This window comes from Streptomyces anulatus (assembly GCF_000721175.1).
In the GTDB taxonomy this organism is placed as follows: domain Bacteria; phylum Actinomycetota; class Actinomycetes; order Streptomycetales; family Streptomycetaceae; genus Streptomyces; species Streptomyces anulatus_C.
Map to the genome: position 1 here is coordinate 77,695 of NZ_JOEZ01000019.1, position 20,989 is coordinate 98,683.

Below are 20,989 nucleotides of genomic sequence, written 5' to 3' on the forward strand. Positions count from 1 at the left end.
ACGCGTGCGACGAGGCGCCGATACGGCCGTCGGCGGCCTCGTGGAGCTGGTAGAGGCCGTACATGGCGCCGGCGTACACACCGACGCGGCGGGCGCGCAGGTCGACTCGGGTGAGCCCGGCGTCCTCCATGGCGTGCCAGGCGGTCTGCAGGAACAGCCGCTCCTGCGGGTCGATGATCTCCGCCTCGCGCGGGGAGATGCCGAAGAAGAGCGGGTCGAACCGGTCGATGCCGCGCAGAAAACTGCCCCACCGGCTGTACGCGGCGGCGCGGTCCGCCGGGGTGGCCTCGTCGTAGTCGCGCCAGTCCCAGCGGTCCGCCGGAATCTCGGTGATCAGGTCACGGCCGGCTCGCAGGTTCGCCCAGAACTCGTCGAGGGTGTCGGACTCGGCGAACCGGGCCGCGACGCCGATGATCGCGATGGGCTCCGGGGCGTCCGCGGAGGGCGGCGTGGGACGGTCGCCGCTCGGGGCGGCATCCGGTGCGGCCGCCACGACCGGCGCCAACGCCGGTGCCGGTGCCGGTGCCGGTGTGAGTTCGGCGAGGCGGCCGCCGTGGTGCTCGGCGAACCAGCCGGCGAGCCCGCGCAGTTCCTGGTATTCGAAGAAGAGGGTCTTCGGCAGTGATCCGAAGTGGTCCTCGAGCCGCCGGGTCAGCTCCATGATCAACAGCGAGTCGATGCCGTACTGCTCGAACGCGGTGTCCGCCTCGATGTCCTCCGGCGGGTACTCGAGGACCTCGGCCAGCACGCCGCGCAGGAAGTCCTCGGCGGCCGCGGTGGCCGGCCCGGTGGCGGCCGTCGGCGCCGGGACCGGAACCGGCGACGGCGCGTCGAGCAAGCCGCGGATGCGATCCAGCTCGCCGTGCGCCACGAGCACGTGATCGCCGTCGTGGCCCAGCGCCCGGTCCCACGCGCGCAGGGCGTCCGCGGTCGGCAGCGGCCGGAGTCCGGCGCGGCGGGCGATGCGGGCCTGAGTGGTGTCGTCGGCGTCCATCCGGATGCCGCCGTCGGCCCACAGCGACCACAGCACGCTGAGGCTGCGGCCGGGGCGGTCGCTGCCGCGACGCCAGGCCGCGAACGCGTCGAGGAAACGGTTCGCGTACGCGTAGTCGGCCTGGCCCGGGCTGCCCGCGCCGGACATCGAGGAGAAGCAGACGAAGAAGTCGAGCGGGTCCGCGGCCGTGGCCCGGTCCAGTGCGAGCGTGCCGTCGACCTTCGGCCCCAGCACCGCCGCGATGTCCTCGTCGGTCTTGCGCAGCAGGAACGAGTCACGGGTGACCCCGGCCAGGTGCAGCACCCCGCGCAACGGGCCGAACTTCTGGTGGATGCGCTCGACCAGCCGCTCGGCCGCACCGGGCGCGCCCAGGTCGCAGGGCAGGTAGTGGACATCGAGCCCGGCGGCGCGCAGGGCGGTCAGGTCGGCGTCGGCGGAGCGGCCGGTGAGCACGTACCGGGCCGACGGGCCCAGGTGGCTGACGAGGTGCCGGCCGAGCGCGCCGGCGCCGCCGGTGACCAGCACCGTCCCGGCAGGCGTCAGCGGCGCCGGGACGGGGGCGGGGACGATCGGCTCCCATCGGGCCACCTGCCGGCCGGCAGCGGTGTACCGGACCCGGAACTCGTGGTCCGCCGCGGCCTCGGCGTCCGCGACCGCCCGCAGGTCGGCGCCGTCGGTCGTGATCACCGCGGCGCGGAAGTCCGGGTGCTCGTTGGCGATGCTGCGCGCCATGCCGTCCACAGCCAGCAGGCGGGCGTCGGCGGCCGCACCGGACGGGCGGAACACGTGCAGCACCCGGATGGGCTGCCGGTTCGGCTGCGCGGCCCAGGTCCGGAAGAGCCCGACCAGGCCGGGCAGCGGGTCGTCGTCGCCCAGGCGGACCACCACGAGCGGGCCGGAGTCCGGTAAGGGCCCGTCCTCACCGGTCCCCAGGATCACCATGCGGTCGGCGGCGAGGGCGCCGCGGCGAGCGGGGGCGTCCTGCCAGCGCTGCGCCAGCAGGTGGGTGTCCACCGCGTCGGCCGGATCCTTGACGGCGCGGGTGACCACGCCGTGCAGACGGACGGCGATGCGGCCCTCGGCGTCGGCGAGTGCGATGTCGTGGCCGGTCGCGGTGGCGACGGCATGGGCGTACCCGTGTTCCGGCAGCGGCCCGAGGATCTCCACCCGGTCGATGGAGAAGGGCAGTTCGCGGGGCCGGGGCGCGGACGGGTCGGCGGCGGTCCAGAGCGCCGCCTGCAGCATGGCGTCCAGCAGGGACGGGTGCAGGGTGAAGTCGTCGAACGGCAGGTCCGCGGCGTCGGGCACGGCGACCTCGGCCAGCGCCTCGCCCTGGACGGAACGCATGGACCGCAGCCCGCGCAGGCTCGGTCCGTACCCGCCGCCGAGCGCGGCGAAGACCGCGTAGCAGTCGTCGGCCGAGGTGGTCCGTGGCAGGCGGGCGCGTATCGCGGCCAGGTCGAGGGGCGGGGCCGGTGCGGTGGCGCCGAAACGCAGGGTTCCGGTGGAGCACAGCTCGCCGTCCGGGGTGCCGTCGACGCGCCGCAGCTCGTAGGCGACACCGTCGGCGACGGGCGCGAAGCGCAGTTGTACCCGGACCGGTTCGCCGGTGAACAGCACCGGCCGGGCCCAGAGGACGTTCTCGACGCCGGTGGCGCGCCCGTGCCCGGCGCGGGCGGCGGCGTCGACGGCGAACTCCAGGGCCGCGACGGCCGGCAGGATGCGCACCTGCCCCAGCGCGTGGTCACGCAGGAAGAACTCGTCGCCGGTGAGCAGCCGTTCGGCCGGCTCGGCGGTGAGGGCGGCGGGCGGTTTGATCCAGTACCGGCGGGTCGCCGGCGGCGGCTGCGGCAACGACAGCCGGGCCGGACGCCGACCGGGCTGCTCCGGCCAGCGGACCGGGGTACCCGCGACCCAGAGCCGGGCGGCCTCATGGAGATCCGAGGCCTGGACGGGGTTGCCGGTGGCAGGCCCGGCGGTGCCGGTGACCACCCCGGTGCCGTCGCGCAGCCGCTCGGTCAGCTCCGCGATGCTGGTCACGACCACGGCGAGACGTTCGGCCAGTTCCTCGCGGCCGGTGCGCAGGGTGCTCTCGATCCGGTCGAGCGGCGCCTCCGGGTGCGCCTGCAGCCAGGTGACCAGCTCGGCCCGGTACCGGTCGAGCTGGTCGCGGCCGCCGGCCGACAGGACGACCAGCCGGGCGGCACGGTCCTCGGTGCTGTTACCCATCAGTGCTTCTCCGCTTCCGCCACGACGACGTGTACGTTGCTGCCACCCATGCCGAAGGAGCTGACGCCGGCGCGTGCCGGCACGCCGTCCGGCGGCTCCCAGGGCTGTGCCTCGGCCTGGAGCCGGAACGGGCTGCCGACCAGGTCGATCATCGGGTTGGGGGTGCCCAGGCCGGCCAGGCCGGGCATCAGGCGGTGCCGCATGCTCAGCAGCACCTTCACCACTCCGGCGACGCCGGCGGCGGCCTCCAGATGGCCGATGTTGGACTTGACCGAGCCGAGCCCGGTGCGTCCCGCCACGACCGGCAGCCCCCAGTCGCGGTAGAGCTGCCCGAACGCCTCCCGCAGCGCGTCCACCTCGATCGGGTCGCCGAGTGGCGTCCCGGTGCCGTGCGCCTCGATGTAGCCGATGGTGTCGGGCGGCACCGCCGCCGCCCGGTGCGCCGCGAGCAGGACGTCGCGCTGGGCCTGCGGGTTGGGCACGGTCAGCGAGTGGGTGTGGCCGCCGTGGTTCTCGGCCGAGCCGATCAGGACGCCGTGCACCGGGTCGCCGTCGGCGATCGCGCGCTCCAGCAGTTTGAGCGCCAGCAGGACCACGCCCTCGCCCCGCCCGTAGCCGTCGGCGCGCTCGTCGAAGGTCTTGCACCGCCCGTCGGGGCTGAGCATTCCGGCGCGGCGCAGGCCGGTGAAGCCGTGCGGGGACAGCAGCAGGTTCGCGCCGCCGGCCAGGGCGAGTTCGCAGTCGCCGAGGTGCAGGGCGCGGGCCGCGCGGTGGATGGCCACCAGGGAGCTGGAGCAGGCGGTGTCGAAGACCGCGCTGGGGCCGTGCAGGTCGTACACGTAGGAGATGCGGTTGGCCGCGATCGAGGCGACGTTGCCGATCAGGAAGTGATCGCCCATCTCCGGCGAGCCCGGGCCCAGCAGGCTCAGGTAGTCGGCGCCGCTGAGACCGACGAACACCCCGGTACGGCTGCCGGCCAGTGCCGCGGGCACGAGCCCGGCGTCGAGCAGGGCCTCGTCCGCGGCGTGCAGCAGGAGCCGGTGTTGCGGATCCATCTGGGCCGCCTCGCGCGGCGAGATCCGGAACCGCCCCGCGTCGAAGGCGTCGACGTCGCGCACGAACGAGCCGCGGAAGCGTTCCGGGAACACCCGGGCGGAGAAGCCGCGCTCCAGCGGGTACGGCGCGGTGAGGTCGCGCCCCTCGGCGAGGTGGGTCCAGAACTCGTGCAGCGACCCGGAGGCCGGCAGCCGGCCGCCGACGCCGATGATCGCCACGGGCGGGTAGCCGAGGGCCTCAGGAGGTACCGCGGGCCCGCAGGCCCGGACGGTGGCCGCCGCCCGGGCCCGCTCGGGCTCGGCTGCGGTCTCGGCTTCGGTCTCGGTGAAGGTGTCCGGGCTGCTGGCGCCGAGGTGCGCCGCGAGTGAGCTGAGCACGGGGTGCGCGTAGAAGAGCGTGGGGCTAATCGTTACGCCGAAGCGGGTGCGGACCGCCATCGCGAGCCGGGTGAAACCGACCGAGTCGAAGCCCGCCTCGCCGAGCGGCCGGTCCACCGGGATGTCTTGCGGCGCCACCCCGGCGACACCCGCGGTCAGCTCCCGCAGGGTGGCCAGCAACCGGCCGCCGTCGCTCGGCCGGGGCTCCCGCGGCCTCTCGGCGTGGCCGAACTCACGGATCAGTTCGTCCAGGGAGGCGGTGGCGAGCCGGACCGCGTCGATCTTGGCGTTCGGGGTCATCGGCAGGCCGGTCATCGGCACCGTCCGGGACGGGATCATGTACGCCGGAAGCCACTCCTCGATCCGCCCGGCGATCGCCGCGGCTTCTGCGGACTCGGCGACGACGAAGGCGACCAGGCGCGGATGCCCGGGCCGCTCTTCGCGCAGGACCACCCGCGCCTCGCCGGTCACACCGGTACGCCGGATCGCCGCCTCGATCTCGCCGAGCTCGATCCGGTGCCCGCGCAGCTTGATCTGCCGGTCGGCGCGACCGAGCAGCAGCAGCTCGCCGGTCTCGGTCCACCGGGCCAGATCTCCGGTGCGGTAGCGCCGCTGCCCGTCCTGCTCGACGAAGCGCTCGGCGTTCAGTTCGGGGCGGCCGCGGTAGCCGCGGGCGACGCCGTCACCGCCGATCAGCAGTTCCCCGGTGGCGCCGAACGGGACCGGGCCACCGTCCGGCCCGGCGAGGTGGAACGTCGTGTTCGCGATCGGCGTGCCGACCGTGACCGGCCGGTCGCGGCGTACCCGCAGCGCCGAGGACCAGATCGTGGTCTCGGTCGGGCCGTACATGTTCCACAGCTCGCCGGAGCGGTCGAGCAGGTCGGCCGCCAGCTCGGCGCTCAGCGCCTCCCCGCCGCAGAGCAGCCGGGGTACCCGTCCGCTCCAGCCGGCGGCGAGCAGCATCTGCCAGGTGGCCGGTGTGGCCTGCACGATGGTCGCGCCGCTGCTGTCGAGCAGGCCGGCCAGCGCGAAGCCGTCCCGGGTGACCTCGGCCGGCGCGATGTGGACGGTCGCGCCCTGGGTGAGCGGCAGCAGCAGTTCTAGGCCGGCGATGTCGAACCCGGCCGTGGTGACGGCCAGCAGCACGTCGTCGGCGGCGCACCCGGGCCGTTCCGCCATCGCGGTGAGGAAGTTGACCAGGTTGCCGTGGGTGACCTCGACACCCTTGGGCCGGCCGGTCGATCCGGAGGTGTAGAGCACGTACGCGAGATCGTCGTCGTGGCAGGCGACCGGCGTGCCCGGGGCGGCGTCGCCCGGGTCACCGAGCGGGATGCGGGCGCCGGGTGTCCCGGCCGGCAGGCGGTCGGCGTACGCCGGGTCGACCAGGACCGCGGCGAGACCGGCGTCGGTGCAGATGTGCGCGAGGCGGGCGGCCGGGAAGTCCGGGTCGAGCGGCACGTAGGCCGCGCCGGCGGTGTGCGCGGCCAGCATCGCCACGACCATGGCGGCTCGCCGGCCGGACAGCACACCGACCAGGTCGCCGCGGCCCACGCCGGATTCGCGGAGGGTTCGCGCCAGTGCGTGCACCCGCCGGGCCAGTTCGCCGTAGCTGGTGGCACCGTCGGCGTCCACCACCGCAACGCGCTCCGGGGCCGACGCCGCGCGGGCCAGCACCAAGTCGGCCGCGGTCACGTCGCGCGGCCGGGCGGCACGGGTGTCGTTGGCCCGGTCGACGAGGGCGCGTTCCGCCGCGGTGATGAGGGGCAGATCGCCGATCGGCCGGCGCGGATCGGCGGCCACGGTTTCCAGCAGCAGCCGGTAGTGCTCGGCCAGGCGCTCGGCCGTGGCCGGGTCGAACAGCTCACGGTCGTACTTGAGGTAGACCAACGCCTCCGACCCGCGCACCACCACCTCGACGACCAGCGGGTTCTCACCCTCCTGGGTCAGTTCGAGGGCGTCCTGGAAGACGGTCTGCCCGGCGGCCATGTCCTGGTCGCCGCCGACGCCCTGTTGCAGGTAGAAGCCGATGTCGAAGGAGACCGCAGTGCCGCCGGCGCGGCGCAGGTCACCGACCACGGCGGCGAACGGGTAGGAGCTGTGCTCCTCGGCCTGCGCCATGTGGTCGTGCACGGCGGTCATCAGCTCGGCGAGGCTGCGCTGCGGGTCGCAGTCGACCCGTACCACCACCGGATTGATCAGGTAGCCCACGGTGCGGTCGAATCGCTCGGAGATCCGGCCGTCGGTCGGCACCATGACGCTGATGTCGCGGTGACCGGAGTGCCGGTGCAGCAGTGCGGCGAAGGCACCCAGCAGCACGCTGAACGGGGTCAGCCCGGCCGCGCCGGCGACCTGGCGGAGGGCCACCCACGTCTCCTCCGGCAGCCGGAACTGCACCATCGCGCCGGTGTCGGCGGTGGGCGGCTCGCCCCGGTGCCGATCGGTGATCGCGTCGAGGACCGGACCGCTGGAGGCACCGGCCAGCCGGTCGAGCCACCAGCGGCGGTGTGTCTCGGCCTCCGGCCCGTCGAGCAGTTCCCGCTGGCGACGGACGAACTCACGGTACGGGGTGACCGGCTCGACCGGCGGCAGAACGCCTCGAAGGGCCAGTGCGTCGTGGCAGGCCACGATGTCGCGCAGCAGCAGGTGGCTGGAGATCCCGTCGGTGATCATGTGGTGGAACACCAGGAGCAGCAGTGTCCGGCCACCGGGCGCCGCGATCAGCCACATCCGGTGCAGGGGGTCGTGCTCCAGGTCGAACGGGGTGTGCACCAGGCGCCGGATACGCGCGGCGAACTCCCCGTCGGTGACATGCCCGAGGTCGAGCCGGACCACCTCGGCGGGGCGCTCGGTGATCTCCTGCACCGGAGTGGTCCCGTCCAGTCGGACGGCGATCCGCAGACCCGGCTGCCGCTCCACGACGGCGATCAGGGCCCGGGTGAGCACGTCCGGGTCGATCCCGTCGCCCAGCCACAGCCCCAGCGGCAGGTTGTAGGAGGTGGTGCCGGGCCGGCTCGCGTGGATCGCCCAGAGCGCCGCCTGGCCGCGGCTGAGCGGGTACGGCCCCGGCTCCGGCACCGGATCGGTCAGGCCGCGCAGCAGCGACTCGGCGATCTCGTCCGGCAGCTCACCGGCGGCGACCGCGGCGAGGACGTCGCGCAGCGCCGGGCTCATCGGACACTCCCCTGCCGCAGCTCGGCCAGCGCGTCTTCGACCGTGACCGATCCGTCGCGCAGCCCGGCCAGCAGGGCGCCGACTCCGTTGGCGGCGGCCCGGGTGGGCGCCGGCTCGGGCACGGCGGCCGACGTGGGCGCCGGCTCGGGCACGGCGGCCGACGTGGGCGCCGGCTCAGGCACGGCGGCCGACGTGGGCGTCGGCTCAGGCACGGCGGCCGCGGGCAGAGGGCCGTACGTGTCGTGCACGGCCCGGGCCAGAGCGCGCACGGTCTGCCCGACGCCGAACATGCGGGCGGGGATGTCGACGCCGTAGGCGGCGCCGAGGCGGCGGCTGAGGCGACGCAGGCCCAGCGAGTCCACACCGACGTCGGACAGCACCCGGTCGGGTGGCAGACGGTCCGGTGCCATGCCCAGGTGCGCGGCGAGCAGAGTGCGGACGTGGTCGCGCACAGCTGCCTCCGGGTCGCCTTCGGCATCCGTTCCCGCCGGTGTCGGCACCGGCTCGGACGGGGGTGCCGGCTGGGACGGGGATGCCGGCCCGGACGGAGGTGCCGGTACGGCCGCCGCGGGCTCGGGCCACGTCTCGGTGACCTGATCCGGAGCGATTCCGGCGAGCCCGGCCGCGGCGGCCTGAGCCTGGTCGAATCGTGGCCCGGGGGTGATCCAGTAGCTCTGCCGGGCGAAGGCGGAGGTCGGCGCCGGAACCCGGCGGATCGGTTCCCCCGGCCACAGCTCGGCCCAGTCGATCGCGACGCCGTCCACCCACAGCCGGGCGATCTTGTCGAGCTTGCCGGCCGCCACCACGGTGCGCAGGTACTGGCGTCCCTCGGGGCCGTCCAACAGCAGCGCCGTGCCGGTCCCTTGCCCGTCGCCCGCGCTGACGCCGTCGGCGGTCACACCGGCCAGCCACTCCTCCAGGCGTTTCACCAGCCCGGCGAGGTCGTCCGCGACCACGGCGAGCCGCTCGGTGAAGACCTCCCGGCCGGTCTGCAGCGTGTAGGCCAGGGCGGCCGGGTCCACCTCGTCGGTGTCCCGCGCCCAGCGGACCAGGTTCTCGGCGTTGCCACGCAGCCGTTCGGCGTCGCGGGCGGACAGCACGAACAGGTACGGCCCGGTACGACCGGCGCTCGGCCGGGTGCGGAACTCCTCCAGCACAAGGTGCGCGTTGACACCGCCGAGACCGAACGAGCTCAGCCCGGCGCGCAGGGGCGCCTCGGTGCCGTCCGGGCCGGTGACGCGCCGCCACGGCTCACGGTCGCGCAGCACGTGCAGCGGGCTGCCGTCGAGACGCAGGTACGGGTTGAGCGTCTCCAGGTGGGGATTGCCGGGCAGCTCGTGGTGCCGCATGGCGAGCAGCACCTTGATCAGCCCGGTCACGCCGGCGGCCGCCTCCAGGTGGCCGGTGTTGCTCTTCACCGCGCCGAGCGCGACCCGGTGCCCGGTGCCGTCGGTGCCGTGATCGGCGTACAGCCGCCGGAAGGCGGTCTTGAGGCCTTCGATCTCGACCGGATCGCCCAACTCGGTGCCGGTCCCGTGGGTCTCCACGTAGGTCACCGTGCGCGGGTCGGTCCCGGCGCGGTGGTGCGCCGCCACGATGCAGGCGGCCTGGGCGGCCGGGTTCGGCGCGGTGAGCGAGTTGCTGCGCCCACCGTGGTTGATCGCGCTGCCGCGCAGCACGCCGTGGATGACGTCTCCGTCCGCGAGGGCCGCGCTGAGCCGCTTGAGCACCACGACACCCACTCCCTCGGCGCGGGCGATGCCGTTGGCGCGGGCGTCGAAGGCGCGGCAGCGGCCGTCCGGGCTGAGCATGTCGGCCTGGCTCATGTCGACGAACAGCGTCGGCGACGCGATCACGTTGACGCCGCCGGCCAGCGCGACCGTGCACTCCCCCCGCTGGATCGCCTCCGCCGCGTGGTGCACGGCGACCAGCGACGACGAGCAGGCGGTGTCGATCGTCTCGGACGGGCCGTGGAGGTCCAGCAGGTACGACACCCGGTTGGACAGGATGGCGTGCGCCCGGCCGACGGTGTTGTACCCGTCGAGCGGCACCCCCAGCGCGTGCTGGAGCTCGAAGTAGTCGTAGGTGCTGCTGCCGACGAAGACGCCGGTGTCGGTGCCGGCCAGGTCGGAGGGCCGGATACCGGCGTCCTCGATGGCCGTCCAGGTCGCTTCGAGCACCAGCCGGTGTTGCGGGTCCATCGCGACCGCCTCGGTGGGCGAGATGCCGAAGAAGTCCGCGTCGAACAGGTCCACTCGGCGCAAGAACCCGCCCCAGCGGGCGGTGGTGCGGAATTCCCCCGGCTCGGGGTCGCCGTGGATGCGCCGCCAGTCCCAGCGGTCCGCGGGGATCTCGGTGACCAGGTCGTCGCCGGCGGCCAGGTGGGCCCAGAACTCGTCCAGGTCGTCCGAGCCGGGCAGCAGACCGGCCATGCCGACGATGGCGACGCCGTCCGCACCGGCGGGCTCCGCCACCCCGGCGGCTCCGGTGCCCGCGACCGGCCCGGAAGACGGGACGGGCCGGGAGGCAGGGAGAAGCCCGGAAGACGGGACGGGCGCGGAAGACGGGAGGAGCCCGGAAGAAGAAGAGACGGCCCCGGGTGGCACAGCCGAAGCCGGAGCGGCGGCCGGAGTGGTGGGTGCCGCAGGAAGGTAGTGGCGGGCCAGCTCTTCCCCGTACTCCTCGATGATCTTCGCCACCAGCTCGCCTGCGGTGGCCACCCCGAAGAACGCCGCCGGGGTCGCGTCCAGGTCCCAGCGCACGTTCACCTGGTGGCTGAGCTTGGTGTACATGATGGAGTCGAAGCCGAACCGGCTGAGCTGGTCGTTCTCGGTCAGCTCGGCAGCGCTCAGCCCGGCCACGCCGCACACCAGAGCCAGCAGGTCGGCGGCCACCGCCGTACGCCACGGTTCGGCGCCCGGCGAAACGGGCTGCGGAACGGCCGACGTAACTGCCGGCGGAGCCGGCTCCGGGTCGGGCGTCCGCACGCCGATTCCGGCCAGCGCCTTCTCGGTACCCGACACGACCACCACCTGAACCTCCTGTCGGCCGAGCACGCCGGCCAGTGCCTCGATGCCCGTGCGGGGCGGGAGCGGATGAAGACCGGCTGCGGCCAGGCGGTCCCGGTGGCGCTCGGTGAGCGCCGAGCCCGACCACGGCCCCCAGTTCAGGACGCGGACGGGGAACGGCAGCCGGGCGGCGAGTGTCTGCCCGATCGCGTCCTGGGCCGTGCAGGCGGCGGCGTACGCGGCCTGGCCCGGATTGCCCAGGAACGACTGCAGCGAGGAAAAGATCGCGTAGAAGTCCAGGTCGCGGCCGTCGATCGCCTCGGCGACCGCCAGCGTGGTGCGGGTCTTGGCGTTCAGCCCCTCGGCGAACCAGTCCTCGTCCAGCGCCGCCAGTGACCGGTCCCGCGCCACCGTTGCCGCGTTCACCACGCCGTGGATCACGCCGACCCGGTCGAACACCGCCCGCATCCGTTCCGCGTCGCGAGCGTCCGCCTGGTGGAACTCCACGGACGTGCCGGTCGGGTCGAACGCGGCGATCCGGGCGGCCCGGGCGCCCTCCGGGCGGGTCCGGCCGATCAGCATCACCCTCGCGCGGTGTTCCCGGACCAGGTGCTCGGCCAGGTCCAGGCCGACGTCCCCGGCGCCGCCGACCAGCGCGTAAGTCCCGCCGTCGCGGAACACCGGCCGGGCGCCGGTGTCGTCGAGCGGCCGGAGCACCCGCTGGTACCAGCGACCCGAGCGCAGCGCGTAGTCGCCCGGCGTGGCGGCGGCGACGGTTGTGGCGTCGCCGGGGCCGACGTCGATCGCGCTGATCCGCCACCTCTCGCACTCCCGGCGGGCCGACTTCACCAGTCCGTGCGCGGCCGCCGCGACCGGGTCGGTGATCGGCCCGTCCACCGCCGCGGCGGCGCGGGTGACCACGGTCAGCGTGAGCTCGCCCGCGCCGGCCGGCCGGGTCTGCAGATGCCGGATCACCCGGAACAGCTCCCGGACCGCGGGCTCGCCGCCGGTGACGACCGCGTGCACGACGGCGGGCGTGGGCAGCGACTCCAGCGATGTGGAGGTGACCCGGTGCACGTCGCTCGCCGGGTAGTCGTCGCCGCCGAGCAGCCAGACCGGTCCGTCGGCCGGCGGGCGGGTGCCCACGTCCGCGATGCGCTGCCAGCGCGGCGCGTAGGCGCCCACGGGCTCGCCGGGTGCGCCAGGCTCCTCCGGCCGCGCGCCGATCCAGCACCGGCGTCGCTCGAACGGGTAGGTGGGCAGCGGGATCAGCGTGCCGCCGGTGTCCGGCCAGACGGCCTCGGCTCCGGCCACCCACCGGTCGGCCGGTGTGACGCCATCGGGGCGGGCCAGCGCGGGGTGGCCGGTGCCGTCGATCGCCGCACCGAGGGCGGCGACGAGCGTCAGCCGGTCGGCGGCGGTCACCGCCAGCCGCTCGGTCATCGCGTCCCGGCCATGCTGCAACGTGTGGGCTACGTCCACCAGTTCGACGTCCGAGTCCAGGGCGGCGCGCAGCGCGGTCGCGTAGCGGCGCAAAGCCTCGGGGGTCCGGGCCGAGAGCGGGAACACCAGCGGACCGGCCGGCGCCGCCGGGACCGCCGGATCGGCCAGCTCCTCCACCACGACGTGGGCGTTCACCCCGCCGTAGCCGAAGGAGCTGACCCCGGCGCGGCGCCTGCCACCACCCGGCGGGCGGTGCCAGGGTGTCGCCTGCCGGATCAGATGGAACGGGCTGCCCTCGAGCCGCAGGTGCGGGTTCGGCTCCCCGAGCCCGGCCACCGGCGGCAGGATGCCGTGGCGCATCGCCAGCAGGACCTTGAGCAGCCCGGCGATGCCCGCGGCGGACTCCAGGTGCCCGATGTTCGCCTTGACCGCGCCCAGCCCGCAGAACGGCTCGCCGGGCAGCCCGCCGTGACGGCGCGCCAGCTCGTCGAAGGCCAGCCGCAACCCGTTGATCTCGACCGGGTCGCCCAGCTCGGTGCCCGTGCCGTGGGTCTCCAGGTATCCCACGGTGGCCGGGTCGACGCCGGCCGCCGTGTAGGCGCGCACGATCATCGCGGCCTGCCCGGCGGGGTTGGGCGCGGTCAGCGACCGGGCCCGGCCGCCGTGGTTGACCGCGGAGCCGCGCAGCAGCCCCCGAACCCGGTGCCGACCCGCCGCGCCGGCCCGGGTCAGTACGACCAGGCCCAGTCCTTCTCCCCGGACGAATCCGTCCGCGCGGGCGTCGAACGCCTGGCACCGCCCGGACGGGCTGAGCATGCCGGTGCGGCTGAGCAGCAGGTGGTTGTGCGGCGACAGGATCAGGTTGATGCCTCCGGCGACCGCGACGTCGCACTCCCCGGAGCGGATCGCGGCGGCGGCGCGGTGGATCGCGACCAGGGAGCTGGAGCAGCCGGTGTTGACCGGCTCGCTCGGCCCGCGCAGATCCAGCAGGTAGGACACCCGGTTGACCAGGATGGAGTGCGCGGTCGCGGTGGCCGCGTGCGCATCGACGGGCACGTCCGAGCGGCGCCGGATCTCGTCGTAGTCGCTGGACCCCGCGCCGACGAACAGCCCGACCGGCCGGCCGGCGAGCGTGCCGGGCGGCAGGCCGGCGTCCTCCAGCGCGGTCCACACGCCCTCCAGCAGCAGCCGCTGCTGGGGGTCCATGCCGGCGGCTTCCTGCGGCGAGATCCCGAAGAACAGCGGATCGAACATGTCGGCGTCGCTGATGAAGCCGCCGCGCCGGGCGGGTACGTCGGGGGGCAGGGATCGCCAGTCCCACCGGTCCGCGGGCACGTCGGTGACCAGGTCGTCCCCGGCGACCAGATGGTTCCAGAAGTCGTCCAGGTCGCGGCTGCCGGGCAGCCGCGCGGCCATCCCGATCACCGCGATCAGGTCGTCGTTTCCGGTCCGCGGCGCGGGGCGCAGCGGCGCCTCGGCTTCCGTCGTCTCCGGTACGACCTGCGCATACCGTTCCCGCAGGGTGGCGCTGTAGTCCCGGTCGAGCCGGGCGACCAGTGCGCGCAGGGTGGCGGTCTCGTAGAACAGGGTGGGCGTCACGTCGAAACCGAAGGTGTCGTTGAGCCGCCCGGCGAGCAGGCTGTAGCTGACCGAGTCGAACCCGTAGTCGCCGATCTCGGTGTCCAGGTCGAGATCCTCGACGGGGATGCCGGAGGCCTCCGAGGTCAGTGCCAGCAGCTCGGCGGTGAACGAGGCGCCGTCGTGTGCCAGGGCCTGCTGCGCCGTGACCCGCCCGGGTGCCGGCGCCGGTGCCGGTTCGGTGGCTCGTGCCGCGGCGGCGGCCACGACGACGTGCTGGAAGTTGCGGCTGGTCTCGCCGTCCGTGGGCAGGGCCCGGAACCCGTCGTAGCCGGCGCCGGTCAGCACCGCGTTCCAGCCGGCCACGTCCAGCAGCGGTGATCCGGGCAGCCGCAGGTGTGTGTCGGTGTGTGCCCACCAGCCGTCGAACAGTCCGTACGTGACGGTGGCAGCCAGGGTGACCGTGGTCAGCTCGTTGAGCAGCAGTTGCCCGCCGGTGCGCAGCACGGTGCGCAGGTGCCGCACGGCGCGGCTCACGTCCGAGGTGGCGTGCAGGACGTTCGCGCCGACAGCGAGGTCGAAGGCGTCCGCGGGGAAGCCCTGGGTGACCGGGTCGGTGTCGAGGTCCAGGCGCTTGAACCGCACGAAGGGGTACCGCGCGCCGAACTCTCGGCGGCCGTGGGCCAGGAACGCCGCCGACAGGTCGGTGTACCAGTACTCCAGGTGCTCGCCGTGGGGAGCCAGGGCGCGCAGCAGACCGGCGGTGGTGCCGCCGGTGCCCGAGCCGACCTCGACGATCCGGATCCGCTCGCCGGGGCGCAGCTGCTCCCGGCGGCGGCCGACGTGCTCCAGCAGCCTCGCGGTGAGCACGTCGTTGTACAGGTCGCTGATCGGGTTGTCCCGGTAGATCCGCTCCATCGCGGAGGTGCCCGAGGCGGGGAACAGCAGGTCGGTGGCGAGCAACTCGCCGCGGAGCAGCATCGGGTAGCGGTCGAGGCAGCGGCGCAGCAGCTCGACGAAGACCGCGGACGCCGGATTGGCCGCGGCCAGTTCGCCGAGGCGCTCGGCGTGCCCACCGGCGAGGGCCTCGGTCAGCGCGCCCCGATCCGGCCGGAACCGGTTCTGGTGGACGGTGAGCACGCCGTCGTCGGCGAGCATGGTCAGCAGGGTGTGCAGCAGGCGGTCGTAGCGGGGGGTGACACCCACCCGGCGGGCGACCTCAGCCGCGTCCGGGTCGGGTCCGTCCCAGGCGCCCATCTCGTGCAGCACGGCCAGCAGTGCACCGCGGGCGAGGGCGGTCATTTTCTCGTCGACGGCGTGGAAGTCGTCGACGACCCGCAGGTCGGCGCTGGTCAACAGCCCGTCGGCAGGTGTCACGGCCGGTGTCGTCCCTTCGCTGGGGGTCATCCGCTCCCGCAGTGCGGCGGTGCCGGGCACCACCAGGAGCTGCGGAGCCGGCCGGCGCAGCGCCTCGGCCAGCGCGGTGAAGCCGGTGTCGGGGGTGATGGAGTGGAATCCGGCGGCGGTCAGTTCGGCGCGGTGCTTCTCGGTGGCGACTGAGCCGACCGTGCCCCAGAAGCCCCAGTCGACGGTCCGGACCGGGTACGGCAGGCGTTCGTCGAGGGTGTGCGCGTAGGCGTCCAGGAAGGTTGATCCGGCCGCGTAGTTGCCCAGGCCGGGCTCGCCGAGGAAGGACTGGGCGGAGGAGAAGAAGAGCAGGAAGTCGAGTTCCGATGCGCCGATCGTGTCCACCAGAGCGGCGGCGACACCGGACTTGGCCGCCAGGCTCTCGGCGAGGTCGTCGTCGGAGAGGTCGCGGACCAGACGGGAGCGCTGCGCCATCGCCGCGTGCATGATCCCGTGCACCTGGCCAGCCTGCTGCAGTACCGCGGCGAGCTGCCCGGCGTCGGAGGCGTCGGCGCGGAGGTAGCGGATCCGGTGCTCGGCCGCGAGGTCAGGACGCTCCCGGCGGCCGACCAGCACCACCTCCGCGTCCCACTCCACGACCAGCTTGCGGGCCAGGGCCAGGCCGATACCGCCGCCGCCACCGACGATCAGGTAGCGGCCGCCTTGGCGCAGCAGCTCGGGGCCGTGCGGGGCGGGGGCCTCGCCCAGCACCTGCCGGTGCGCGGTCGTCCCGGTGTAGGCGATCCGGGTTCCGCGCCGCGCCGGGGCCGGCAGGTCCGCGGTCAGGTGGGCCGGGTCGAGGTCGACGACGGCGACGGACCACCTGCGGTGTTCGTTCTCCAGGACCCGGGCGAAGCCGTGGACCCCGGCCGCGTACGGGTCGGTGAGCCGCCGTCCGGGCGGGGCGGCCGCCCCTGCGGTGACCACGATCCAGTCGATCTCGGGCAGCCGGGCCCAGCGGCGGGCGTACGCGGCCAGCGCCCGGACCCCGGCCGCTTCCCCGCCGGCGACCCGCGCGGCTTCGGATCCGGCCGTGAGCGCCGGGCCGGTGAGCAGGTAGACCACCCGCGGGTCCGCGGTCACCGGGCCGCCGATCTCGACGAGCTGCGCGCCGGGATGCCGGGCGGCCAGTTCGGCGGCCAGTCTCGTCCGTTCCGGTGCGTAGAGCACCACGACCGGGCCGTCCGGCGTCACCGGCTCGGGGGCGGGACAGGGCTCCCACCGCGGAACGTCGGCGCCCAGCGACACCGGCTCCGGGTGCGGCGCCGCCGCGCCGGGCGCATCAGCGGTGCCCTGGCCGGTGGCGCCGGTTCCGTCAGTGCCCGTCCCGGCCCAGCAGCGCACCCGCTCGAACGGGTAGCCGGGCAGGGAGATCTTGCGGGCCCGCCGCTCGCGGTGCAGCACGCCCCAGTCCGGGGCGGCGCCCTCCACCCAGGCCGCGGCCAGCGTGTCCGGGTCGGCCGACGCGGGCGTGTCGACCGGCTCCGTGGCGCGTCCCCGGTGGACGCGCGACTCGTCACCGTTCAGGAAGCCCCGCAGCGCCGCGCGGAGTCCCTCGACGTCGGCGGCCACCACGGCCAGCCGCTCGGTCATCGCGTCGCGCCCGACCTGCGTGGTGTGGGCGATGTCCGCCAGCGAGACGCCGCCGCCCAGTGCCGCGGCCAGGGCGGACAGGCTCGACTGGGCGTCCACCCGGGGCGGCTGTCCTTCGCTTCGGGCGGCCACGGCCTGCATCAGCCGGCGCAGATCGTCCGCGTCCAGGCCCAGCTCCTCGAAGGAGGCGTCCCGGTCGGCGCCGGCGAGCCCGGCCGCGTCGGCCAGGTCCGCCAGCTGGTCCCCGGCGGGCAGCTCGGCGTAGCGCTCGGCGAGCAGGCGCAGGGCCCGCGGGGTGCGCGCGGACAGCAGCACCACCTGCGGGCCGTCTCCGGTGCCCGGTGCCGGTGTCGGGTACTCCTCGACGACGAGGTGGGCGTTGCTGCCCCCGGCGCCGAACGCGCTGATGCCGGCGCGCCGGGGCACGTCGCCGGTGGTGTGCCACGGGCCGACGTCCTGCTGGACGCTGAGCGGGGAGTGCTCCCAGTCGATCGCCTCGTTCGCCGGTCGCGCGTGCAGCGAGGGCACCAGGGTGCGGTGCCTCAGTTGCAGCAGCACCTTGGTCAGCCCGGCGATGCCGGCCGCGGACTCCAGGTGCCCGATGCCAGACTTCACCGAGCCGAGCTGAGTGCCGCCGGTTCCGAAGACCTGGCTGAGCGCGGAGATCTCCACCGGATCACCGAGGGCGGTGCCGGTGCCGTGCGCCTCCAGGTAGCTCACCGTGGCCGGGTCCACGCCGGCGCGGTGCAGCGCCTGCCGGATCACGTCCGCCTGCGCCGTCGGGTTCGGGACGTAGAAGCCGCTGGCGCGCCCGCCGTGGTTGACCGCGCTGCCTTTGATCACCGCGAGCACGCGGTCGCCGTCCGCCACGGCGGCTGCCAGGGGTTTGAGGACGACGACACCGACGCCCTCACCGGGAACGTACCCGTCGCCGCCGGCGCCGAAGGCCCGGCACCGCCCGTCCGTCGAGACGAACCCGACCTGGCTCAGGTGCAGATATTTGTACGGGTGGACGATCAGGTTCACGCCGCCGGCCAGCGCCAGTTCGCTCTCTCCGGAGCGCAGGCTCTCGCAGGCCAGGTGCAGCGCTGTCAGCGACGACGAGCACATGGTGTCCAGCGCGAGGCTGGGACCGCGCGCGTCGAGGAAGTAGGAGACCCGGTTCGCGACCGCCGAGGTGAACGACGTCGGCAGCACCGGCAGCCGGTCCTCGGCGCCGAGGCCGAGCATCTGGTACTGGGTGAACATGACGCCGGCGAACACGCCCACGGGCCGGCCGGCGACCGCGGCGCGGGGGATGCTGGCATCCTCCAACGCGTGCCACGCGGTCTGGAGGAATAACCGTTCCTGCGGGTCCATGCCCTCGGCCTCGCGCGGGGTGATCCGGAAGAACGCGGGGTCGAACTCGTCGATCCCTTCCAGGAAGGCGCCCCATTTGCTGTACGAGCGCCCGGCGGCCCGCTCCGATTCGAAGAAGCCGGCCAGCCGCCAGCGCTGTTCCGGGATCTCGGTGACGCAGTCGCGTCCGTCGAGCAGGTTCGCCCAGAACCGGTCCAGGTCGGGAGCCATCGGATAGCGGCCCGCCACGCCGATCACGGCGATGTCCCGGCCGGACGGCTGCGGATCGCCCGCGGTTGCCGCGAGGCGTTCCCGAACGGTCGTCGCGGAGGCGTCGCGAATTGCGGCCACGGATGGTTCCGGGATCGTGGCCACGGAACTGGTCTCCGGCTCGCGCAGCTCCAGAGCCCGGCGGGCGTGGTCGGGTCGTCCGTGCAGTATGATGACCTCGCTGCCCCGGTGGTCCCGGATCGCGTCGAGGATCGCAAGGCCCTCGTCGGTGGGCAGCGGTACCTGGCCCTGCCGCCGGAACACCGCCTCGGTCGCCGCGTCGGTGCGCATGCCCCCGTCCGCCCACAGCGGCCAGGCGACCGAGGTGAATCCGTACTCACGTGCGCAGGCGTCGACGAAGGCGTTCGCCGCGGCGTAGTCCGCCTGCCCGACGTTGCCCGCGACACCGGTCACCGACGAGAAGGCGACGAAGAAGTCCAGGCCGAGATGGCGGGTCGCGTCGTGCAGCAGCAAGGTGCCGCGCACCTTGGGCGCCAGCACCGCCGACAGGTCGTCCGGTGACTTCCCGGCCAGCAGGCCGTCCCTGAGGACCCCGGCGGCGTGCACCACCCCGTCGAGGCGGCCGTGCCGGGCGACGATCCCGTCGACCAGGGCCCGCACGTCGGCGGCCACGGTGACGTCGGCGCGTACGAACTCGGCGTTCGGCACCTCCCTCGGCGGGGTGCGCCCGGCGAGTACCACCGTGGCGCCCTGTGCGGTGAAGGACGCGGCGAGCGCCCGGCCCAGGCCGCCCGCGCCACCGGTGATCAGGTAGACACCACCGGGCCGGAGCGGCCGCGTGCCGCCGGGCGCCGCGTCGCGGTAGCGACGCACGAGCCGGCCGCCGTCGTGCCGGACCCAGGTCTCGCCGTGGCCGGACAGTTCGGCGAGAACGGCCCGGGGATCGGGGTCGCCGGCGCATTCCACCGCGGTCACGGCCAGGCGCGGCTGCTCCAGACGGATGGTGCGGGCCATTCCGGCCACCGCCGCGGCGACCAGCGGCTGGGCGACGTGCACCACCGGCACCGGGGCGTCCAGCAGCACCTGGGCGAGCGCCAGCATCTCCCGGCAGGCGGTCTCCACCCCCTCCGGCAGGTCGTCGCCGGCCCGCGGGCCGAGGTGCACGACCGAGTCCGGGGCGCCGGGCAGGTCGGCCAGCAGGGCTCGCAGGTCGTCCGGCGCGCCGGGGCGCAGCTCGTACTCTCGCTCCCCCAGCCGCCGGAAAGCCGGGCCGCGCCGGGCGGTGATCTGATCCGGCCGCAGCCGGGCGTCGCCGATGACCAGCAGGGACCCGGTCGACGGCGGGTCCGGCCAGGCCGCCGACTGCCATGTGCCGGTCAGGCAGGCGGTGGTCGCCGGGGTGTTGTCGGGCGGCCGCGCCTCGGTGCGCGGCCGGTCCGGGATCAGGCCGGCCAGGTGGTCCGTGACCGCGTCGACGGTGGGGTACTCGAACAGCAGCGTCGGGTAGAGCGTGATGTTCCACCGCTCCTCGAAGGAGCGCACCAGGGCGAGCAGGTCCGTCGACTCCAGACCGAGGTCGTAGAAGCCGCGGTCACCCTCCACCTCCAGCAGGTCCGGGTCGGCCGCGACCTGCCGGACCAGCTCGACGATCTCGGCGCGCAGCGAGGCGCCCGCCGCGGGCGTGGGAGCGGCCGCGGGCGCGGGTGCCGCGGTCGCCGAGGCGGTGAGCCGGGTGATCGCCTCGGTGGAGCGGACCCGCTTGAGGACCAGGCCGGTGAATCGGGCGGCCGGGGCGCCCGAGGCGTCGTACAGGTCGATGTCGGCCTTGACGATGTCGGCGGCCGGGCCCGCCGAAGTGAGCCGCATCTCCACCGTGCAGGTGTCGCCGAGCGGCCGCACCGCGCGGAACTCTCCGATGTGCAGGGGAATCAGCGGCCGCTCGTCGGCTCCGGCCCCGGCGAACGCCAGCGCGTACGCCTGCATGGTCGACCCGTCGAGCAGGGCCGGGTGCAGCATGAAGTCGTCCGCCGTGGCCCGCGCCTCGGCGCCGAGCGCGAGCTGCGCCCGTACCGCGCCGGTCTCGACCCGCATCGTGCCGTGACAGCGCATGAAGTCACGGTGTTCGATCCCGACCGACCTGCCGATCGTGTAGACCTCGCCGATGTCGCGCGGCGGTGCGGCTCCCGCCGGACTCGGCGCTCCGGTCAGGGCCGGCAGGCCGACGCGGAGGATGGCCCGTAAGTGCGTGGTCTGCCCGTCGTCGGCCGGAGCGCCGTCGTGAACGCGCCGGCTGGTCGCCGTGACACGTGTTACGTCGCCGTCCGGTTCGAGCAGGACCGTGACCTCCCGGTCGAAGTCCTCGGTGGTGGTGAGCGGCTCGACGAAGAGAACGTCGCTGAGCCCGGCGCCGCCCGGCTCGATACCGCGCTCGCCGAGCAGGCGGTACACGATGTCGAGGAAGGTCACCCCGGGCAGCGTGCGCACCCCGTGCACGCGGTGATCGTCGACGATCGGGTTGTCCCCGGTCAGCCGAAGAAGGCAGCGAACAGCCAGACGGTCCACGT

At 74.5% G+C, this 20,989-nt stretch carries 3 protein-coding genes (1 of these 3 cut by a window edge); all 3 read right to left on the bottom strand.

Annotation, left to right across the window (positions count from 1 at the left end):
- Tightly spaced (each overlapping or abutting the next), the 3 genes in view from IG90_RS0123185 to IG90_RS0123195 form a layout consistent with a single transcriptional unit that may run on beyond the window.
- Positions 1 to 3,223, bottom strand: partial view of an L-histidine N(alpha)-methyltransferase gene (locus tag IG90_RS0123185; protein ID WP_030587746.1) — the beginning only. Its footprint begins 15,767 nt before the window's first position; the window shows 3,223 of its 18,990 coding nt (coding positions 1-3,223); the start codon lies at positions 3,221 to 3,223; its stop codon lies off the left edge, out of view.
- Complete coding sequence (locus IG90_RS0123190; protein WP_030587749.1) at positions 3,223 to 7,827, bottom strand: non-ribosomal peptide synthetase; 4,605 nt, start codon at positions 7,825 to 7,827, stop codon at positions 3,223 to 3,225. Before IG90_RS0123190 ends, IG90_RS0123185 begins: the two co-directional genes overlap by 1 nt.
- A complete protein-coding gene (locus IG90_RS0123195) occupies positions 7,824 to 20,987 on the bottom strand; it encodes an SDR family NAD(P)-dependent oxidoreductase (protein WP_030587752.1) in 13,164 nt (4,387 codons plus the stop codon). The genes IG90_RS0123190 and IG90_RS0123195 overlap by 4 nt, the downstream gene beginning before the upstream one ends.
- Positions 20,988 to 20,989 lie beyond the last annotated feature (2 nt).

Coding starts and splice junctions, on each gene's coding strand:
- IG90_RS0123190 (WP_030587749.1), bottom strand. CDS start 7,827: ATGAGCCCGGCGCTGCGCGACGTCCTCGCCGCGGTCGCCGCCGGTGAG.